This window comes from Parasutterella secunda (assembly GCF_024733725.1).
Lineage (GTDB): Bacteria > Pseudomonadota > Gammaproteobacteria > Burkholderiales > Burkholderiaceae_F > Aphodousia > Aphodousia faecalis.
On the sequence record NZ_JANRHP010000003.1, the window covers coordinates 125,327 to 140,090 of the forward strand.

Genomic DNA, 14,764 nt, shown 5'->3' on the forward strand with positions numbered 1-14,764 from the left:
ATTGATGCGTAATGCTACTATACTGAGTAGACACGTAAAGGTTGGATAAATATGCGTATTAAATCTATTATTTTGTCGCTATCTGCAGTTACTCTCGGTGTTACCGCTTTGAGTGGTTGTGTTCCTGTTTTGATCGGCGGTGCAGTCGGTACAACGGCCTTTGTTACGACCGATCGTCGTACAACCGGTGCTCAAATGGCCGATGAGGTGATGGAAAAGAGGATTCATTATGAAATTTCTCAAGCCATTCCAAATAATCTTCACTTGACTGTAACTTCTTACAATCGTCGTATTTTATTAACAGGTGAAGTCGGAAGTGAGAGTGACAAACTAACAGCTCAGCGCGTGGCTCAGAATAGTTTAGAAGTCAGTTCTGTTGTCAATGAATTAATGGTGGGGCCTGTGTCCTCTGTGACACAAAGAATGTTTGACTCTACATTGGCCGGTAAGGTAAGAACACAGTTGATCACCACATCAGGAGTATCTTTAAATCAAATGAAGGTAACTGTTGATCGTGGCATTGTCTATCTGATGGGCCTAGTCACTCAGGAAGAAGCACAAAAGGCTGCTGATATAGCTTCCCGTGTTCCGGGTACTAAATCAGTCGTCACAGCGTTTGAAGTGTTAAGTACACGAGAAGTCCAAGAACGTCTCAAATTATTGTCTCAGCCTCAAGCTGAAAAACCGGCCTACACGACAACGAATAACATTGTTGAAGAACCAGTTTCTTCTACGGAAGTGCGTTTGCAATAACGGTTTTTATCGTTTGCGGTTAGCGACGTGCGTTCAGTGATTCTATCTTTATGGATGCCTGTAGCGCTTTTTGCGCTATGGTGGTTTGCGTCCGCTTTTTCGTGGGTTAATCCTTATCTATTGCCCCGCCCGGAGGCTGTTTTTGCGGCGTTTATAGAGCTTTGTGAAAATGGTCTTCTTTGGGTGCATGTTCAATCCAGTCTAGGAAGAGCATTTGGGGGATATATCATTGCTGCATTAATAGCACTACCCATGGGCTATTTTTTTGCAAAGTATGAAACTCTTCATACTCAATCCCGTTTGATTCTTGAAAGCTTGCGGATGATTCCTCCTCTTTCCTTAATTCCTTTACTCATTTTATGGTTGGGAATAGGGGAAACTGCTAAATTAACCATCGTCCTTTTAGCCAGTTTTTTTCCTATTTATCTAAATGCTTATAGTGGATTTAAGCAATTAGATTACCGTTATGGGGAATTAGCTGAAACTTTGAATTTAAGTACTTTTGAGAAAATTCAACACATAGAGTTTCCAGGGGCTTTGCCTGCAGTTTTTACCGGGTTGCGCCTTGGATTCGGCTACAGTTGGAGAGCATTGGTCAGTGCTGAATTAATCGCCGCCTCTTCTGGGCTTGGTTATTTAATTTCTGATGCCTCCGAGATGGCTCGTACCGATCAAGTGTTTGTTGGCATTTTTATGATTGCCATCTTGGGTATTTTGGGAGATTTCCTTTTTCAGAAGGCACTCTTTAAAGTCGCTCCTTGGAGTAAAAAATGACGATAGCAAGCGTGCAAAATGTCAGTTTTCGCTACCCGGGGTACGAACATTGGATTCTTAAAGATTTTTCTTTAGAACTGTACGATCGTGAAGTGTTGGCCATTATAGGAAAAAGTGGCTGCGGTAAAAGTACTTTGATTCGTTTGATCTCTGGTTTGCTCATGCCAACAAAGGGGCAAATTCAAATTGAGAGCAATAGAAGAGTTGGGGTCGTTTTCCAAGATCATCGGTTATTGCCTTGGAAAACGGTTTTCGAAAATGTTGCGTTGCCAATTCGAAAAGAATCTCGAGAAAAACAGAGAAAAACCGTTTGTGAGGTGCTCGAGTTGGTGGGATTAAGCCACACAGAAAATTATTATCCTTCAGAATTATCAGGTGGGATGGCTCAAAGGGTTGCTCTGGCTCGTGCATTAGTGCAGTCCCCAGATATTTTATTGATGGACGAGCCTTTTGGTGCTCTAGACGCTATAACCCGAGCGCAAATACAAGTCGACTTTGAGCGAATCCAACAGCAAAAGAAAATGTCCGTTGTTTTGATTACTCATGAGGTCAATGAAGCAGTTCGTTTAGCTGATCGGGTAATGGTTTTGTCTCAAGCAAAGGTAGTGGATACGCTGAATATAGATTTACCGCATCCCCGAACAGTAACCAATATGCACGTTGTTGAATACGCAGCAAAAGTTTTGAATCTTTTAACTCATTCTTAGTGAGGCAGGAAATGACATTGAAAAAATTATTACTCGTTACCGCGATGGTCTTGGCAGGATCGTTGTCAGCAGCACAAGCAGCTACATCTGAAATTAATGTTGCTTACGTGAAGTCACCTTTTAATCTTCAAAATATTGTGATGAAACAAAACCAGCTTTTGGAAAAAGAATTTCAAAAGGACGGTATTAAGATTAATTGGGTATCCATTAATTCAGGAGCTCAACAAGCTCAGGCTATGGCTGCGGGGTCGCTTGATGTAAGTGCTGTTATGAATACAGCATCATTATTGATGGCTAATGGGGCAGGCAATAAGATCTACATAGCCACTGGGGTTGCTCGTCCGACCCAAGTATTTGCTGTAGTGGGTAAACCCGGCAAGCAGATGAAAATCGAAGATTTAAAGGGAAAGAAAGTAGCAGGACCCAAAGGAACAGCGTTACATCAAATCTTGGTGGCTGCCCTGAATTCAAAAGGCATGAATATCAAAGATGTTGAGTTTCTCCAAATGGATCCTGCCAAAGCACAAGCAGCCTTGTTGGGTGGGCATGTGGACGCCGCTCTGCTAGCAGCAGGATTGGTTATTAAGGCCAACGCTTCTGGGGCAAAGACCATTGTTACGGCAGACGGTTATGTTAATCCTTTATTGGTCATGGCTGCTAGCGAAAAGTTTGTTAAGGAAAATAAGCCCTTGCTAGAAAGAATTGTCAAAGTTCATAGACAAACCACTAAGTGGATTGGTGATAACTATGAACAGGCTATTGCCATGGGAGCAAAAGAAGAGGGCGTGAGCTTGGATGACGCAAAGAAGTTAGCACAATGGAGTCACTACTTTGATGTCATTACCGATAACGATATGAATAGCCTTAAATTAGATCAAACTTTCTTGATTGAAAATGGCATGATGCAAAATAAGGTCAATACTGATCAATTAGTCCTGCCTATGGCCCGCCAATAATCATTGAGGCAAGCGCTGAAATCTAAATAGGTTTCAGCGCTTGTTACACGAACCATTTCAAATAAGCATGAATCAAAGCACCACAGGTTAAAGTGAGTGCAAAAAAGACTTCTAATTTAACGGTCGCAAACAAGGTACCGTTTAACTCATATCCTGTTTTATTTGTGAGTTCCTGTGGTAATTTCCACGCTTTCCATAAAGAAATAAAAACTAAAAGATAGGGATAGCGAGTCCAATCCATGGCGACAATGCATAAGATTAAACCATAGGGAACAAATAACATTAATCGGTATGCAGCAACGGTAAGCGATTTCCCTAAAACAACTGCCATGGTGTAGCGATGGATAGATTCATCATGCTCACGGTCTCTGAAATTATTAACACATAAAACCGCAGAGGCAATGAGTCCAAGCGCACACCCAACGATAAGAATAGTGACCGAGATATCTTGGACCTGCAAATAATAGGTGCCAATTGCAGCTACCAATCCAAAAAAGATAAAGACAACAATTTCACCATAGGGAGTATAGGCAATCGGGCGAGGTCCTCCCATGTATAAGTAAGCGGCAGCAATAGAAGCGACTGTTACTAATAAAAAGAACCAATGCGTCAGGTAAATGAAATAAATAGTAATCGCAACGCCAATAAGAGAAGCGATCAAAATTCCGATTTCTACCTCTTTAATACTTAAGAGTCCCAATGAAGTCGCTCTTGGCAAACCTTTTCTGTTTGTTCTTTCCGCCTTTCTCTTGGTATACCCAGAGTCGTTTTCCATGTTGGTAATCGCTTGCATAACAATGGCCAGTAATGCCGTTAATGCAGCCGTAACCGGATTAATGAATCCAGTGTCAGACAAGCAAACAGCTAAAGATGCCAACACAGGAGCGACGGCCACGCCAAATGTCTTTGGGCGTATGGCTAGTAACCAAGCTTTTACAGAGTGGGCGGAGACGTTCTCAACATCAGTCATTAGAGAACAACCTTGACCATCGGATGATGTGTTAATGCCATATAAATTGAATCGAGTTGTTCTCGTCCAGTGGCATGTACGACAATATGCAAAGCCTCATAACGACCTTGTTTACTCGGCCTTCTCGCTATTGTTTCCGGGTTAAACAAAGGATCAAATTCCTTAACTAACCCCCCGATGGTACTGGCAAATTGGGGATCAGCAAATCCCATAACCTTAATGGGGAAATCACAAGGAAATTCAAGCAATTCTTTTTCTTGTTTCATAATAGCTCTATTGTAATCCGACCAGTGCTTTTAGGCGTTGATATTGCCGACGCCAGAAGTTTGATTTTTGAACATCATGTAATGCAACTAATTCACTTTTAGCCACTATTTTCTTGTTGAAGTATACGGTTATTTCGCCTATGCGTTCTCCTTCTTTTATCGGAGCAACCAGAGGATCCAGACGAGATACTGTCGCCGAAAAACCCTTCATTCCTTTTTGAAGAATAGCGTCACGCGGAAGCGTAACATAAACGTTTTCTTTCACACCTACACGGACTTTTCCATCATCGGTTAATTCAACCGGCAAACGGTCAATCGTTTCGAGAGCAGGGTAAAGCAGTAAAGTTTTATAGTTATCAGCACCCCAATTGACCAGTTTCATTGTGTCATCGGTATTTTGTCGGTCGCTTTCAGCTCCTAACGTTACAGCTAACAATTCACGCGAAAATCGTGTATCTGCCTCAACATAATCACGTGAGTAATAGATAACACTATCCCATGATTTCATCTGAAAATGTGAACGGTGTAAGCCGCGAATGGACTCGGTTCGCCACAAAAAACTGTTGCTGTTATTGTGGTTCAATACACCATTATTGAGACTTTTAATCGTCCAAATATCACTGAGTTCCGGACAATCGTTTAACAGGGCGTTGGCCAAAATCAGTGTGTCGCGAGCGGTAGAGTATTGATTTTTATCGTTGGTGCCAATTAAAGAAGTGTAATGAGTGTTTTTCATGCCTAGCTTTTTGGCATTTTCATTCATTTTCTCAACGAAGCGATCAATCGTTTGGTAAATCCCCTCGGCTAGCGCTACCGCCGCATCATTAGCCCCCATGACTGCAATGGCTTTTTCAAGATCCGATACTGTGACGGATTGGTTGGGCTCTAAATAAAAACGAGCGGCATTTAATGGAGGAATAGACAGTGCATCGTTATTTACGGTAATAGAAGATGTGCGACTGATGATTTTTTCATTTATCGCTTTTTCTGCTGTATACAGCACCATCAGTAAAACGGTATTTCCCGGATTGGTACGGACATCTGCATTTTTATTAGCCAGCGTAGTGTGCGTTAACCGATCGACGAGAATCCAGGATTGAGATTTCAATTGTGGTGCCGCCGCATTCGCTACACTCACGAAACCCAATAAAATACAGAGGAAAGAAAAAAACAGTCTTATCATTCGCTAAACGTCAGTGAATTCTTAAATGGAGTCAACCGTCGATATTTTAAATGTAAGCGGGTAATTTTAAAGGCTTTTTAAATCTTTTGTTACGCTCATTAGCAGTTTTTTCATTGACTTATTAAAGGATCAACAACCATGGAAAATACTTTAAGTATTCAATATGAATGTGTGCCGGAGACGGGGTCAACGAATACAGATCTGCTAAACAGAGCAAAGAAAGAAATTTTGTCCGCTATTGTTGTTCGCCGAGCAATCAATCAAACAAATGCGAGAGGAACCAGGGGACGACACTGGGATGGAGGTGATCATTGCCTGATGTTCTCTGTAGCCGTGTCGATTGGACGAGATTTGCGTGAGATTAGTGGTGTGACGCTGGCAATTGGTACAGAAGTAGCTGAAAGTTTGCGAAAACAAGGAGTCAAGGCTGAGGTAAAGTGGCCCAATGACATCCTTTTAAACGGAAAAAAGTTAGCAGGCATTCTTGTAGAAACAACCAAAAGTCCGGATCACCGTTTTGTGCTGGTTGTCGGGATTGGATTGAATTTAAAGGACGGCTTAAGAGATGATGGGTACGGCCGCGCTTGTCTTGCTGATGCACTGCCTGTATCTGACATTGAAAAGACTGAGTTTTGGTTAAAGCTTTTATCTTCAGCAGTCGTTTTTGCCATCAATAACGTCCGTTCTGAAGGATTAAAACGAACACAAGCGCTCTGGGATACAATTGCAGCTTATAAAAACCAAACCGTGAGTGTCCTTGAAGAAGGTTGTGAACCTTACGATGCTCTTGTGTTGGGAATTGATGAGACAGGTCATTTGCTGGTCCGTACCAATCAGGAAATAAAGGTCTTGCAATCGGGCAGCATCAGTATTCGGTCTAAGAAGAAATGAATTTATTAATTGATCTTGGCAACACGGCGCTCAAGTGGGCGACAACGGATGATCCGGAATCTCCCCATACCATTGTGCATGGTGGAACACATAACTTTTCAGAGAAGTTATTGTCTTCATTGGAAAAAATTCCTTATAAGCATGTCTATGGTTGCTCTGTGGCTTCCAGGGACCTGACGTTATCTGTAACTCGTCTGATTGAGTCTTTGGGTTCAAAAGTTACTTGGTTAAAAGCTCAAGAGCGCTATGACGGTCCATTTTCTTTAATTAATTCCTATAAAACAGCAACACAATTAGGGTCAGACCGTTGGCACGCAGCTATTGGTGCCATTTATTTTTTGCCAAACAGGCCCCTTTTAGTTGTTCATGTTGGGACGGCAACAACTGTGGATTGCGTCTTTCCTAAAGGTGAAGCAATGGTCTTTGCGGGTGGAAGAATTGCTCCTGGTGTTGTTTTAATGAGAGACAGTCTTGTTACAGGCACCGCTACGTTACCGAAAGCAGATGGAGAGTATGAGGATTTTCCAACCGATACCATGACCGGAATTGTGACCGGTATTGTGGATTCTCAATTAGGATTAATCGAGAGGGGAATGAGAGTAATGCAGCAACACGGCTTTGAACCGACTTTGGTTTTGGCAGGTGGTGCTGTCAGTCGTTTTGCACCCTATCTACAAAAAGAATTTCCTAATAGCATTATCAAACACAATTTAGTGCTGAGGGGTTTAGCACTACGTGCCAATGGCGAGTTTGTAAGATGAGAGCATTGGCAATAATCCTGTGTCTACTGTGTGTGGTCATCTATGCTTGGGATGGTCTTAAGGATTGGGTAATAGAACCGCAGGAAGTTTCCGCTCATTACACTGATCGTGCTCAGCAGGAGGTTTTTCCTGAGGCAATGGGCAACATTGAGCCCGTTCAAAATCTGCAAGATTACATTGAGCAATATCAGAAGAAAGCTCAAAAAATATCGGCTCCTGTGGTCCTAGAGAAGCCCGATCAAGAGAAAGAAAAAGATTTGATCGAAGATTCAGCCGCACAGAAAAATTTTGATTCTTTGTCTCAAAATCTACCAATTGAAAAAGTCGGATCTAAGGTTGTTTTAACCGATCAACTACCGGTTTGCTACAAAATGGGTCCCCTTTCCAGACGTGTCTTGCCTGCCATCAACCGCTCAATCGAATCCGCTAAGCTTTTGGAAGTGGTCCGTGTTGAGTCCGTTTTATCTGCCGACTCACATGTTGTTTTTATTATTCCGACTACTACCCAAAAAGGGGCGGCAGCATTAGCTGATCAGGTGAGAAAAAAGGGTTATCGTTCAGCAAGCGTTATTCATTCTGGGCCTCTATTAAATGCTGTTCAATTAGGCAGTTTTTCAACACAAGAACAAGCACAGCAATTTCTTGAAAGCGCAAAGGCTCGGCTTAAAATGAACGACCTTCGCATGACTCGAATAATTGGCAGCCCAACCGACAAAGTGAATTTGATTTTTGCAGCGCTGTCAGATGAACAAATTGATGCGCTGAAAGGACTTGCCAAAAAACATGGGCAAGTCCTCAGTGAGTGTGGCTCTTAAAATAGTCTGTTCAGACGATTTTGAATTTCAACTGCGGCGTTGTTAGCTTTAATTTTTAGCTGTTGTACTTTCTCCTCAGCCACTTTTCTTTGTTTCAACCCCCAAATTGACTCAGGAAAATGAGAATCGTCCCGATACCGGGCAATGATGTGCCAGTGTAAATGAGGAACCATATTGCCAAATTGTGCCCAATTGATTTTATCGGGCTGCATTTGTTCTCGGACTACTTTTTCCACAGTTAAGAGAACTTTTTCCAACAACTGCCGCTCATCATCGGTCAGATCCGACATTTCAGCAATATGTTTATTCCAAATAACTCTGAAGTAGCCAGGAAATAGAGGGTCATCCACCTGAATGACTCTTAAATCTTTATTTTTCCAAACAACATTTTCCTTTTGCGGATGACATAAAACACAATCCATCGTAATCTCCACATTAATGAATCGGTCGATAATATGAACCTGATTTCACAGGTTCTCCGGCAACTAACTCAACTCCGCCAGCTCCGTCATCGATTATTTGAAAATCCCATTTTTTACGACCGCTTGAATCTTCAAGCCAGGCAGCCAAAGGCCAATCCAGTTCATCTAAATTGCCGTTGATAAAATCTGTTGCTTCCAACACGGTGGCAAAGTTTTCAATAAATTCACCATAATCAACGATAACCTCTGTTACAACGTCCCGTCTCATTGCCTTTTCTCCTAAGGACAGCGATGCAGAGCTTCGGCAATTACTGCGGATAGCTTTTGGGTGTACTCAATATCAAGGGACTCGTCAGGGGCGTGAGCATTCGATTGGGGTCCCAAAACACCGGTTAAAACAAAGGCACCAGAGGGGAAGAGTTCTTCAAAAGTATTAATAATGGGAATAGATCCTCCTTGACCTAAGAAGACAGCTTCTTTGCCGAAAATTCTTTTCGCTGCGTCATCAAAAATGTTTTCTATTTCTTCTGAATTACCCTTGGCTGACCAGCCCGGGTGGTTCTCTGGGTATTGCCAAGTCACCTGACAGCCATAAGGAATATTGGTTGTTAAAGTCTGTGCAATATCATTTTGAGCCTTTTCAAAATCAATATCTGGAGGCAAGCGCATGGACAGTCTGAAGGCAACAGAACTCTGAATTACATTTCCGGCATCTTCGATTTTCGGCATGCCGTCAACTCCGATTATCGTCAAAGCAGGTTTCCACGTTTCTTGAATGAGGATTTCATGGTTAGTGGTGCACTTTGTTTTGACGGCCGGCAATAACGGAGCGTGATTCCAAGAAAGATCGCCCAACACATCACTTGCTTTTTTCAATTGCTCAAGGCGTCTTTTAGGAATATCCGTATAACACGAGGAAATTTTCACAAATCCGGTTACTGGGTCGTGAAGACGGGCCACTAAAGCATGTGCAATTGAAAAAGGATCGGGAACCATGCCGGAGTAGGTACCGGAGTGCACTCCGTAATGCATACTTTGTACCCGTAATGTTCCGGAAATTACTCCTCGGACAGATGTGCTGAGCCAAACATGATCGTAGTCACCGCAATGATTATCCAAAATAATGAAAAATTTAGGCTCTCCAAACCGGTGTTTGAGCTTACGTAAAAAATACGGTAAATCGTTTGATCCCGATTCTTCTTGTGTTTCAAAAATACCGATAACTCTCGGGTGAGCTAGATTGAGTTTTTCTAAGGCATAGACTGAAGTCACCATTGAAAAAAGGCTGTAACCGTCATCAGCCGCTCCTCTGCCGTATAACTTTCCGTTTTTGACAACAGGCGTCCAAGGACCTAACCCTTCACTCCAGCCACCAGCTTCTGGTTGTTTATCTAAATGCCCATAAAAGACAACGCTTTCGGCAGAGTTGTCCCTTGTAGCGGGAATATCTACAAATAAACACGGCGTTCTGCCTTCCTCTCTGATAATTTCAGTTTGGGCTTGCGGTAAGCATTCCTGTACCCACTTTTGTCCCAACTCACAACATTGTTCTAAAAAACCATGCTCCTGCCACAATCTGTCGTAGGCCGTTGATTTAGCCGGAATTTTTATGTATTCCATTAAAGCGGGCTGGGCTTTTAAATTCCAGAACTCGTTGACTGTTTTTTGCAATTGCATTTTGTGCTCTCCTATTGCAGTTGTACCGGCACTAGCTTTTTGCCCAAAATTTCACCTAGTGATTGTGCTTCCAAAGAGGCGGCGTCTTTGGAGGAAAATTCACCGATAACCACTCGATACAAACTGCCGTCTTGATGAACGTTGACGCTTCGTCCTATTTTTTGTTGAACCGTTTGAGCATAGTTTCTAGCATTGCTCTCAGAACCAAATGCTCCGGCTTGAATACTCCAATGATTGGAGGCGGTTGCTCCGATCGCAGCGGAAGATAAATTAACTTCAGTGCTTACCATGTCGTGTTTTGCAGCTTCCGTTAAATTGACGGCACCTTGCAAGTCATTAGGAACATCGTCCAACGTAAAGGATGTGGTTGAAGAGGGTTCAATCACAATGGTATTAGGAGGTGGAAGCTGCTGAACTTGTGTTTGTTTATGTTCTTCCTGCTTTTGTTTAACGGTCTTAACAACCGTGGCTGCGGTACCGATGACGCTAGCAATAGCAGCAATGTCAGCACTGTTTTCGGTGATTTTTGAATCATCAATCAGTTGAATAATTCCACCTGCGGTGGCCGGAACTCGTCCGTTTTTAATATCAGCCATGCGGATTCGCTCCACTTTGACAGGAGCGGTTCCATTTTTTACGTATCCCAGTTTGCTAGCCGCGGCGTACGACAAGTCAATGATGCGGTTGTCGACAAACGGTCCACGGTCATTCACTCTCACAATGACACTTTTCCCGTTATTCAAGTTGGTTACTTTGGCATAACTGGGAAGTTCCATGGTTTTGTGAGCTGCGGTCATGGCGTACATGTTGTATGTCTCGCCGGTCGAAGTTTTTCTTCCATGAAATTTTTTCCCATACCAAGAAGCGGTGCCACGCTGAGTCATGGGTTTATCACCAGTGATTGGCACGTACCGCTTTCCGCCGACGGTATAGGGTTTATTTGCTCCGCTATGCGGTTTTTCATATTTTGGGGTGGCATCAGGGAGATTGCTGAAATTGGAATCAGCAAAAAATCCGGAAGGAGGGCCATCATCTTGAAAATATCCGCCGCCTCCGGAACAAGCTGACAGTAAAACAGCAGAGGCGATAATGGTAAATCCTGATAATAAACGGTGCTTTAACATGACTGTTGAGTATTGAAATTGTGAAATGATTATTGCCCAAGTTTTTCGTAAAAGCAAAGCAGCGAAACATCGTGAAACTTTTCTTGTCAATATCATGAACTGAAAAGAAGGAGAGTTATGAGCCAAGGCTTCATATTGAATTCCTAAATACATTAAAAAATCATTAGAATTCACAGGTTAGCGTGGCCCTATTGAGGGCTTTATGAACTGTTTTATTGGATTAATCTATGACACTGGCTCTTGAAGATATTCGCCGAATCGCCAACCTCAGTCATTTGGAACTAAATGACGAGGAGGCTGTGCGCATGCAGGGCGAATTAAACAATATTTTCAAAATGATTGAACGCATTCAGGCTGTAGATACCGATGGGGTTGAACCGATGCCGCACCCTCATGATGGTTCTCAGCGTCTTCGTGAGGACATTGTGCGAGAGGTCAATGATCGGGAAAACAATATGAAGAATGCTCCCGAACAAGCAGATGGTCATTTCTTGGTACCGCAGGTGATTGAATAATGTCGAACGAACTTTTTCATGCTTCAGTGGTTGAGCTCAGTGAAAAGCTCGCCAAAAAAGAAATTTCAGCCGTGGAATTGGCCAAAGTTTATTTGGATCGTATTGAACAAAACAAAGATCTGAATGCTTTTTTGGATGTTAGAGCAGAGGCTACGCTGCAACAGGCTAAGCAAGCGGACGCCAGGATTGCATCTGGTGATGCGACTCGTTTAACGGGTATTCCTATCGCGCATAAAGATCTTTTTGTGACAAAAGAGTGGGCCACGACCGCTGCCAGTAAGATGCTTGATGGGTACATGAGCCCGTTTAATGCGACCGTTGTTGAAAATCTGAATCGAGCCGGCATGGTTTGCCTCGGTAAACTCAATTGTGATGAATTTGCAATGGGCGGCGGTAACGAAAATTCTGCCTATGGCAAGGTTTTGAATCCTTGGAATAAAAACTGTGTTCCTGGAGGATCGTCTGGCGGCTCTTCGAGTGCTGTGGCTGCAAGTTTAGCTCCGGTGACTACTGGTACGGACACGGGTGGCTCTATTCGTGAACCGGCGGTTTTCACCGGTGTGACAGGGTTAAAACCAACCTATGGACGTCCGAGTCGTTGGGGTGTTATTGCTTTTGCCTCAAGCCTTGATACCCCGGGGTTATTGGCTCGTTCTGCAGAGGATTGCGCTTGGGTCATGAACGAGATGATCGAGTTTGATCCCAAAGACTCTACTTGTGTAGATCTGCCTAAAGAAGATTTCACCCGCTACCTGAATATGAGTATGGATGGGGTGAAGATCGGTGTGCCTCGCAGTTGGTTTGCGAAGGGCTTGGACGATGAATTAGCTGGCAGTATCGAAGAGGTGATTAAGACCTACGAACGAATGGGAGCCAAAATCGTTGATATCGAGTTGCCGACGGTCGATTTAGGCGTACCTGTTTATTACGTGGTGGCCTGCGCTGAAGCGTCTTCTAACCTTAGCCGCTACGATGGCGTGCGCTACGGTTACCGAGCCAAGCACTACACCGATATTCAAGACATGATTAAGCGCAGTCGTTCAGAAGCGTTGGGTGCTGAACCTCAGCGTCGAATCATGATCGGAACATACGTTCTTTCTCATGGCTACTATGACGCCTACTACATTAAGGCTCAACGTGTGCGTCGTCTGATTGCCAATGAGCTCAACGCAGTTTGTAAGGATGTCGATGCTATTATCAGCCCGGCGGCAACCGGTCCTGCTTACCGTTTCGGAGAAAAGAGTGACCCGGTTCAAGCTTACTTGAGTGACCTTTATACAGTGCCGATTTCTTTGGCTGGGTTACCGGGCATGGGACTGCCTTGTGGAATTCACTCCAACGGTTTGCCGTTGGGTTTCCAATTGGTCAGTGCCCGCTTCAATGAAGCTAAGCTTTTGGGTATTGCTCATCGTTATCAGTGCGAGACGGATTGGCACAAACGCATTCCGGCCGGTTACTAAAAAGGAAGACAGTTATGCAATGGGAAGTTGTGATCGGTCTTGAAACTCACGTTCAGCTTTCGACCAAAACGAAAATCTTTTCAGCCGCTTCAACAGATTTTGGTGCGGAACCCAACACACATGCTTGTGTTGTGGATTTAGCCTTACCGGGAACCCTACCTGTTTTAAATAGGGGAGCTGTTGAAAAAGCTATGAAGTTCGGTTTAGCGATTGGAGCTAAGGTTGCTTCCCGCTCCATCTTTGACCGAAAAAACTATTTTTACCCTGATTTGCCCAAGGGTTATCAGATCAGTCAGTTTGAGTGGCCAATTGTCATCGGCGGTCAAGTATCTTTCATGGTTACACCCAAGAAGGGTGAACCGTATATGAAAACACTCAATTTGACGCGAGCTCACCTTGAAGAAGATGCCGGTAAGAGTGTGCATGGTTTGGAGGTCGGACAAAGTGGTATCGACTTAAATCGTGCTGGGACTCCCTTGTTGGAAATCGTGACGGAGCCGGAACTGCGTTCTGCAGAGGAAGCCGTGGCTTATGCAAGAACTTTGCATGCGCTGGTTGTTTGGCTTGGCATCAGTCACGGAGATATGCAAAACGGTAATTTCCGTTGTGACGCCAATGTCAGTGTTCGCCCTGTTGGACAAAAAGAGTTCGGCACGCGTTGTGAGATTAAGAACCTGAATTCATTCCGATTCTTGCAGGAAGCTATTGAATATGAGGTTCGCCGTCAGATTGAACTAATTGAAGACGGCGGAAAAGTTGTTCAAGCCACAAGACTCTACAATCCAGATACCGGTGAAACGCGTGAAATGCGTTCCAAAGAAGATTCAATGGACTATCGTTACTTCCCGGATCCGGATTTGCTCCCGTTGGATATTTCCGACGATTGGCTTGAGCAGGTTCGCTCTGAGATGCCGGAATTGCCCGAACAAATGCGCGCTCGTTTGATCGGAGAATTCGGCTTGTCTGAATACGACGCTTCCATCTTAACTTCTTCGAAGGCATTAGCTGACTATTACTTGTCAGTGGCAGATAAAGTTAGTGATAAGAAGATTGCAGCCAATTGGGTGATGGGAGAAGTATCAGCTGCATTGAATCAGTCAGAAATGACTGTTGAGACTTTACCGGTTACCCCGGAGAAGCTTTCTCAATTGATTACCCGTGTGTTGGACAATACCGTCAATAATAAGGGAGCTAAGAAGATCTTTGCCGCTATTATGGATGGTAGCGAGGAAAGTGTGGATGCTCTGATTGATCGGTTGGGCTTGAAGCAAATTTCGGATACTGGAGCAATCGAAAAGATTGTTGACGAAGTTATTGCTAATAATCCCAAGAATGTTGAAGAGTTCCGCGCCGGTAAAGAAAAGGCTCTCAACGGTTTGGTCGGACAGGTGATGAAGGCCAGTAAAGGTAAGGCTAACCCCGCTCAGGTCAATCAACTGTTGCGTAAAAAATTAGCCTAATAAAAAAAAGCCTCTTGGTTATCAGCCAAG

Annotated in this window: 17 protein-coding genes; 10 read left to right on the forward strand and 7 right to left on the reverse strand. The window is 43.6% G+C overall.

Annotation, left to right across the window (positions count from 1 at the left end):
• Nucleotides 1–51: 51 nt before the first annotated feature.
• From NW199_RS04115 to NW199_RS04130, 4 genes are read left to right on the forward strand one after another with little or no spacing between them, the layout of a single operon-like run.
• On the forward strand, nucleotides 52–753 hold the full coding sequence (locus NW199_RS04115) for a BON domain-containing protein (RefSeq protein ID WP_258333705.1): 702 nt from the start codon (nucleotides 52–54) through the stop codon (nucleotides 751–753).
• Nucleotides 754–780: 27 nt separating this feature from the next.
• Nucleotides 781–1,527 carry an ABC transporter permease gene (locus NW199_RS04120; protein ID WP_258333706.1) on the forward strand — a complete coding sequence of 249 codons (747 nt, stop codon included), beginning with the start codon at nucleotides 781–783 and terminating at the stop codon, nucleotides 1,525–1,527.
• A complete protein-coding gene (locus tag NW199_RS04125; RefSeq protein ID WP_022472292.1) occupies nucleotides 1,524–2,234 on the forward strand; it encodes an ABC transporter ATP-binding protein in 711 nt (236 codons plus the stop codon). The genes NW199_RS04120 and NW199_RS04125 overlap by 4 nt, the downstream gene beginning before the upstream one ends.
• Before the next feature lie 11 nt (nucleotides 2,235–2,245).
• The gene (locus NW199_RS04130; RefSeq protein ID WP_258333707.1) at nucleotides 2,246–3,190 is read left to right on the forward strand and encodes an ABC transporter substrate-binding protein; all 945 of its coding nucleotides are present in this window, start codon (nucleotides 2,246–2,248) and stop codon (nucleotides 3,188–3,190) included.
• Between the two features lie 43 nt (nucleotides 3,191–3,233).
• Here NW199_RS04130 and menA read toward each other — a convergent pair whose 3' ends face one another.
• The 3 genes from menA to NW199_RS04145 are packed head-to-tail and all read right to left on the reverse strand — an operon-like array spanning nucleotide 3,234 to nucleotide 5,609.
• Nucleotides 3,234–4,160 carry a 1,4-dihydroxy-2-naphthoate octaprenyltransferase gene (gene menA / locus NW199_RS04135; RefSeq protein ID WP_022472290.1) on the reverse strand — a complete coding sequence of 309 codons (927 nt, stop codon included), beginning with the start codon at nucleotides 4,158–4,160 and terminating at the stop codon, nucleotides 3,234–3,236.
• Nucleotides 4,160–4,426: a YbeD family protein gene (locus NW199_RS04140; RefSeq protein WP_258333708.1), complete on the reverse strand. Its 267-nt coding sequence runs from the start codon at nucleotides 4,424–4,426 to the stop codon at nucleotides 4,160–4,162. The genes menA and NW199_RS04140 overlap by 1 nt, the downstream gene beginning before the upstream one ends.
• A 7-nt stretch (nucleotides 4,427–4,433) precedes the next feature.
• On the reverse strand, nucleotides 4,434–5,609 hold the full coding sequence (locus tag NW199_RS04145) for a D-alanyl-D-alanine carboxypeptidase family protein (RefSeq protein WP_249091647.1): 1,176 nt from the start codon (nucleotides 5,607–5,609) through the stop codon (nucleotides 4,434–4,436).
• A gap of 138 nt (nucleotides 5,610–5,747) precedes the next feature.
• Between NW199_RS04145 and NW199_RS04150 the strand changes: the two genes are divergently transcribed.
• From NW199_RS04150 to NW199_RS04160, 3 genes are read left to right on the forward strand one after another with little or no spacing between them, the layout of a single operon-like run.
• A complete protein-coding gene (locus NW199_RS04150) occupies nucleotides 5,748–6,500 on the forward strand; it encodes a biotin--[acetyl-CoA-carboxylase] ligase (protein ID WP_258333709.1) in 753 nt (250 codons plus the stop codon).
• A complete protein-coding gene (locus NW199_RS04155) occupies nucleotides 6,497–7,261 on the forward strand; it encodes a type III pantothenate kinase (RefSeq protein WP_022472286.1) in 765 nt (254 codons plus the stop codon). Before NW199_RS04150 ends, NW199_RS04155 begins: the two co-directional genes overlap by 4 nt.
• Nucleotides 7,258–8,076 carry an SPOR domain-containing protein gene (locus tag NW199_RS04160; RefSeq protein ID WP_258333710.1) on the forward strand — a complete coding sequence of 273 codons (819 nt, stop codon included), beginning with the start codon at nucleotides 7,258–7,260 and terminating at the stop codon, nucleotides 8,074–8,076. Before NW199_RS04155 ends, NW199_RS04160 begins: the two co-directional genes overlap by 4 nt.
• Here the strand turns inward: NW199_RS04160 and NW199_RS04165 are convergent.
• From NW199_RS04165 to NW199_RS08755, 4 genes are read right to left on the reverse strand one after another with little or no spacing between them, the layout of a single operon-like run.
• Nucleotides 8,073–8,498 carry an HIT family protein gene (locus NW199_RS04165; protein ID WP_258333711.1) on the reverse strand — a complete coding sequence of 142 codons (426 nt, stop codon included), beginning with the start codon at nucleotides 8,496–8,498 and terminating at the stop codon, nucleotides 8,073–8,075. The two genes, NW199_RS04160 and NW199_RS04165, sit on opposite strands and share 4 nt — an antisense overlap.
• A gap of 13 nt (nucleotides 8,499–8,511) precedes the next feature.
• Nucleotides 8,512–8,766: a hypothetical protein gene (locus NW199_RS04170; protein WP_258333712.1), complete on the reverse strand. Its 255-nt coding sequence runs from the start codon at nucleotides 8,764–8,766 to the stop codon at nucleotides 8,512–8,514.
• 11 nt (nucleotides 8,767–8,777) lie between these two features.
• Nucleotides 8,778–10,175 (reverse strand): M20/M25/M40 family metallo-hydrolase, encoded by a 1,398-nt coding sequence (locus NW199_RS04175; protein WP_258333713.1) that lies wholly within the window; start codon nucleotides 10,173–10,175, stop codon nucleotides 8,778–8,780.
• An 11-nt stretch (nucleotides 10,176–10,186) separates the two neighbouring features.
• Nucleotides 10,187–11,299, reverse strand: coding sequence for a septal ring lytic transglycosylase RlpA family protein (locus tag NW199_RS08755; RefSeq protein ID WP_309148113.1), 1,113 nt, complete (start codon nucleotides 11,297–11,299; stop codon nucleotides 10,187–10,189).
• Between the two features lie 227 nt (nucleotides 11,300–11,526).
• On the opposite strand from NW199_RS08755, the gene gatC reads away from it, so the two are divergent.
• The 3 genes from gatC to gatB are packed head-to-tail and all read left to right on the forward strand — an operon-like array spanning nucleotide 11,527 to nucleotide 14,734.
• Nucleotides 11,527–11,814, forward strand: coding sequence for an Asp-tRNA(Asn)/Glu-tRNA(Gln) amidotransferase subunit GatC (gene gatC, locus NW199_RS04190; RefSeq protein ID WP_022472280.1), 288 nt, complete (start codon nucleotides 11,527–11,529; stop codon nucleotides 11,812–11,814).
• Entirely contained in the window at nucleotides 11,814–13,274 is a 1,461-nt protein-coding gene (gene gatA / locus NW199_RS04195) for an Asp-tRNA(Asn)/Glu-tRNA(Gln) amidotransferase subunit GatA (RefSeq protein ID WP_022472279.1), read from the forward strand. Before gatC ends, gatA begins: the two co-directional genes overlap by 1 nt.
• Before the next feature lie 14 nt (nucleotides 13,275–13,288).
• A complete protein-coding gene (gene gatB, locus NW199_RS04200) occupies nucleotides 13,289–14,734 on the forward strand; it encodes an Asp-tRNA(Asn)/Glu-tRNA(Gln) amidotransferase subunit GatB (protein ID WP_022472278.1) in 1,446 nt (481 codons plus the stop codon).
• The last annotated feature ends 30 nt before the right edge of the window (nucleotides 14,735–14,764 follow it).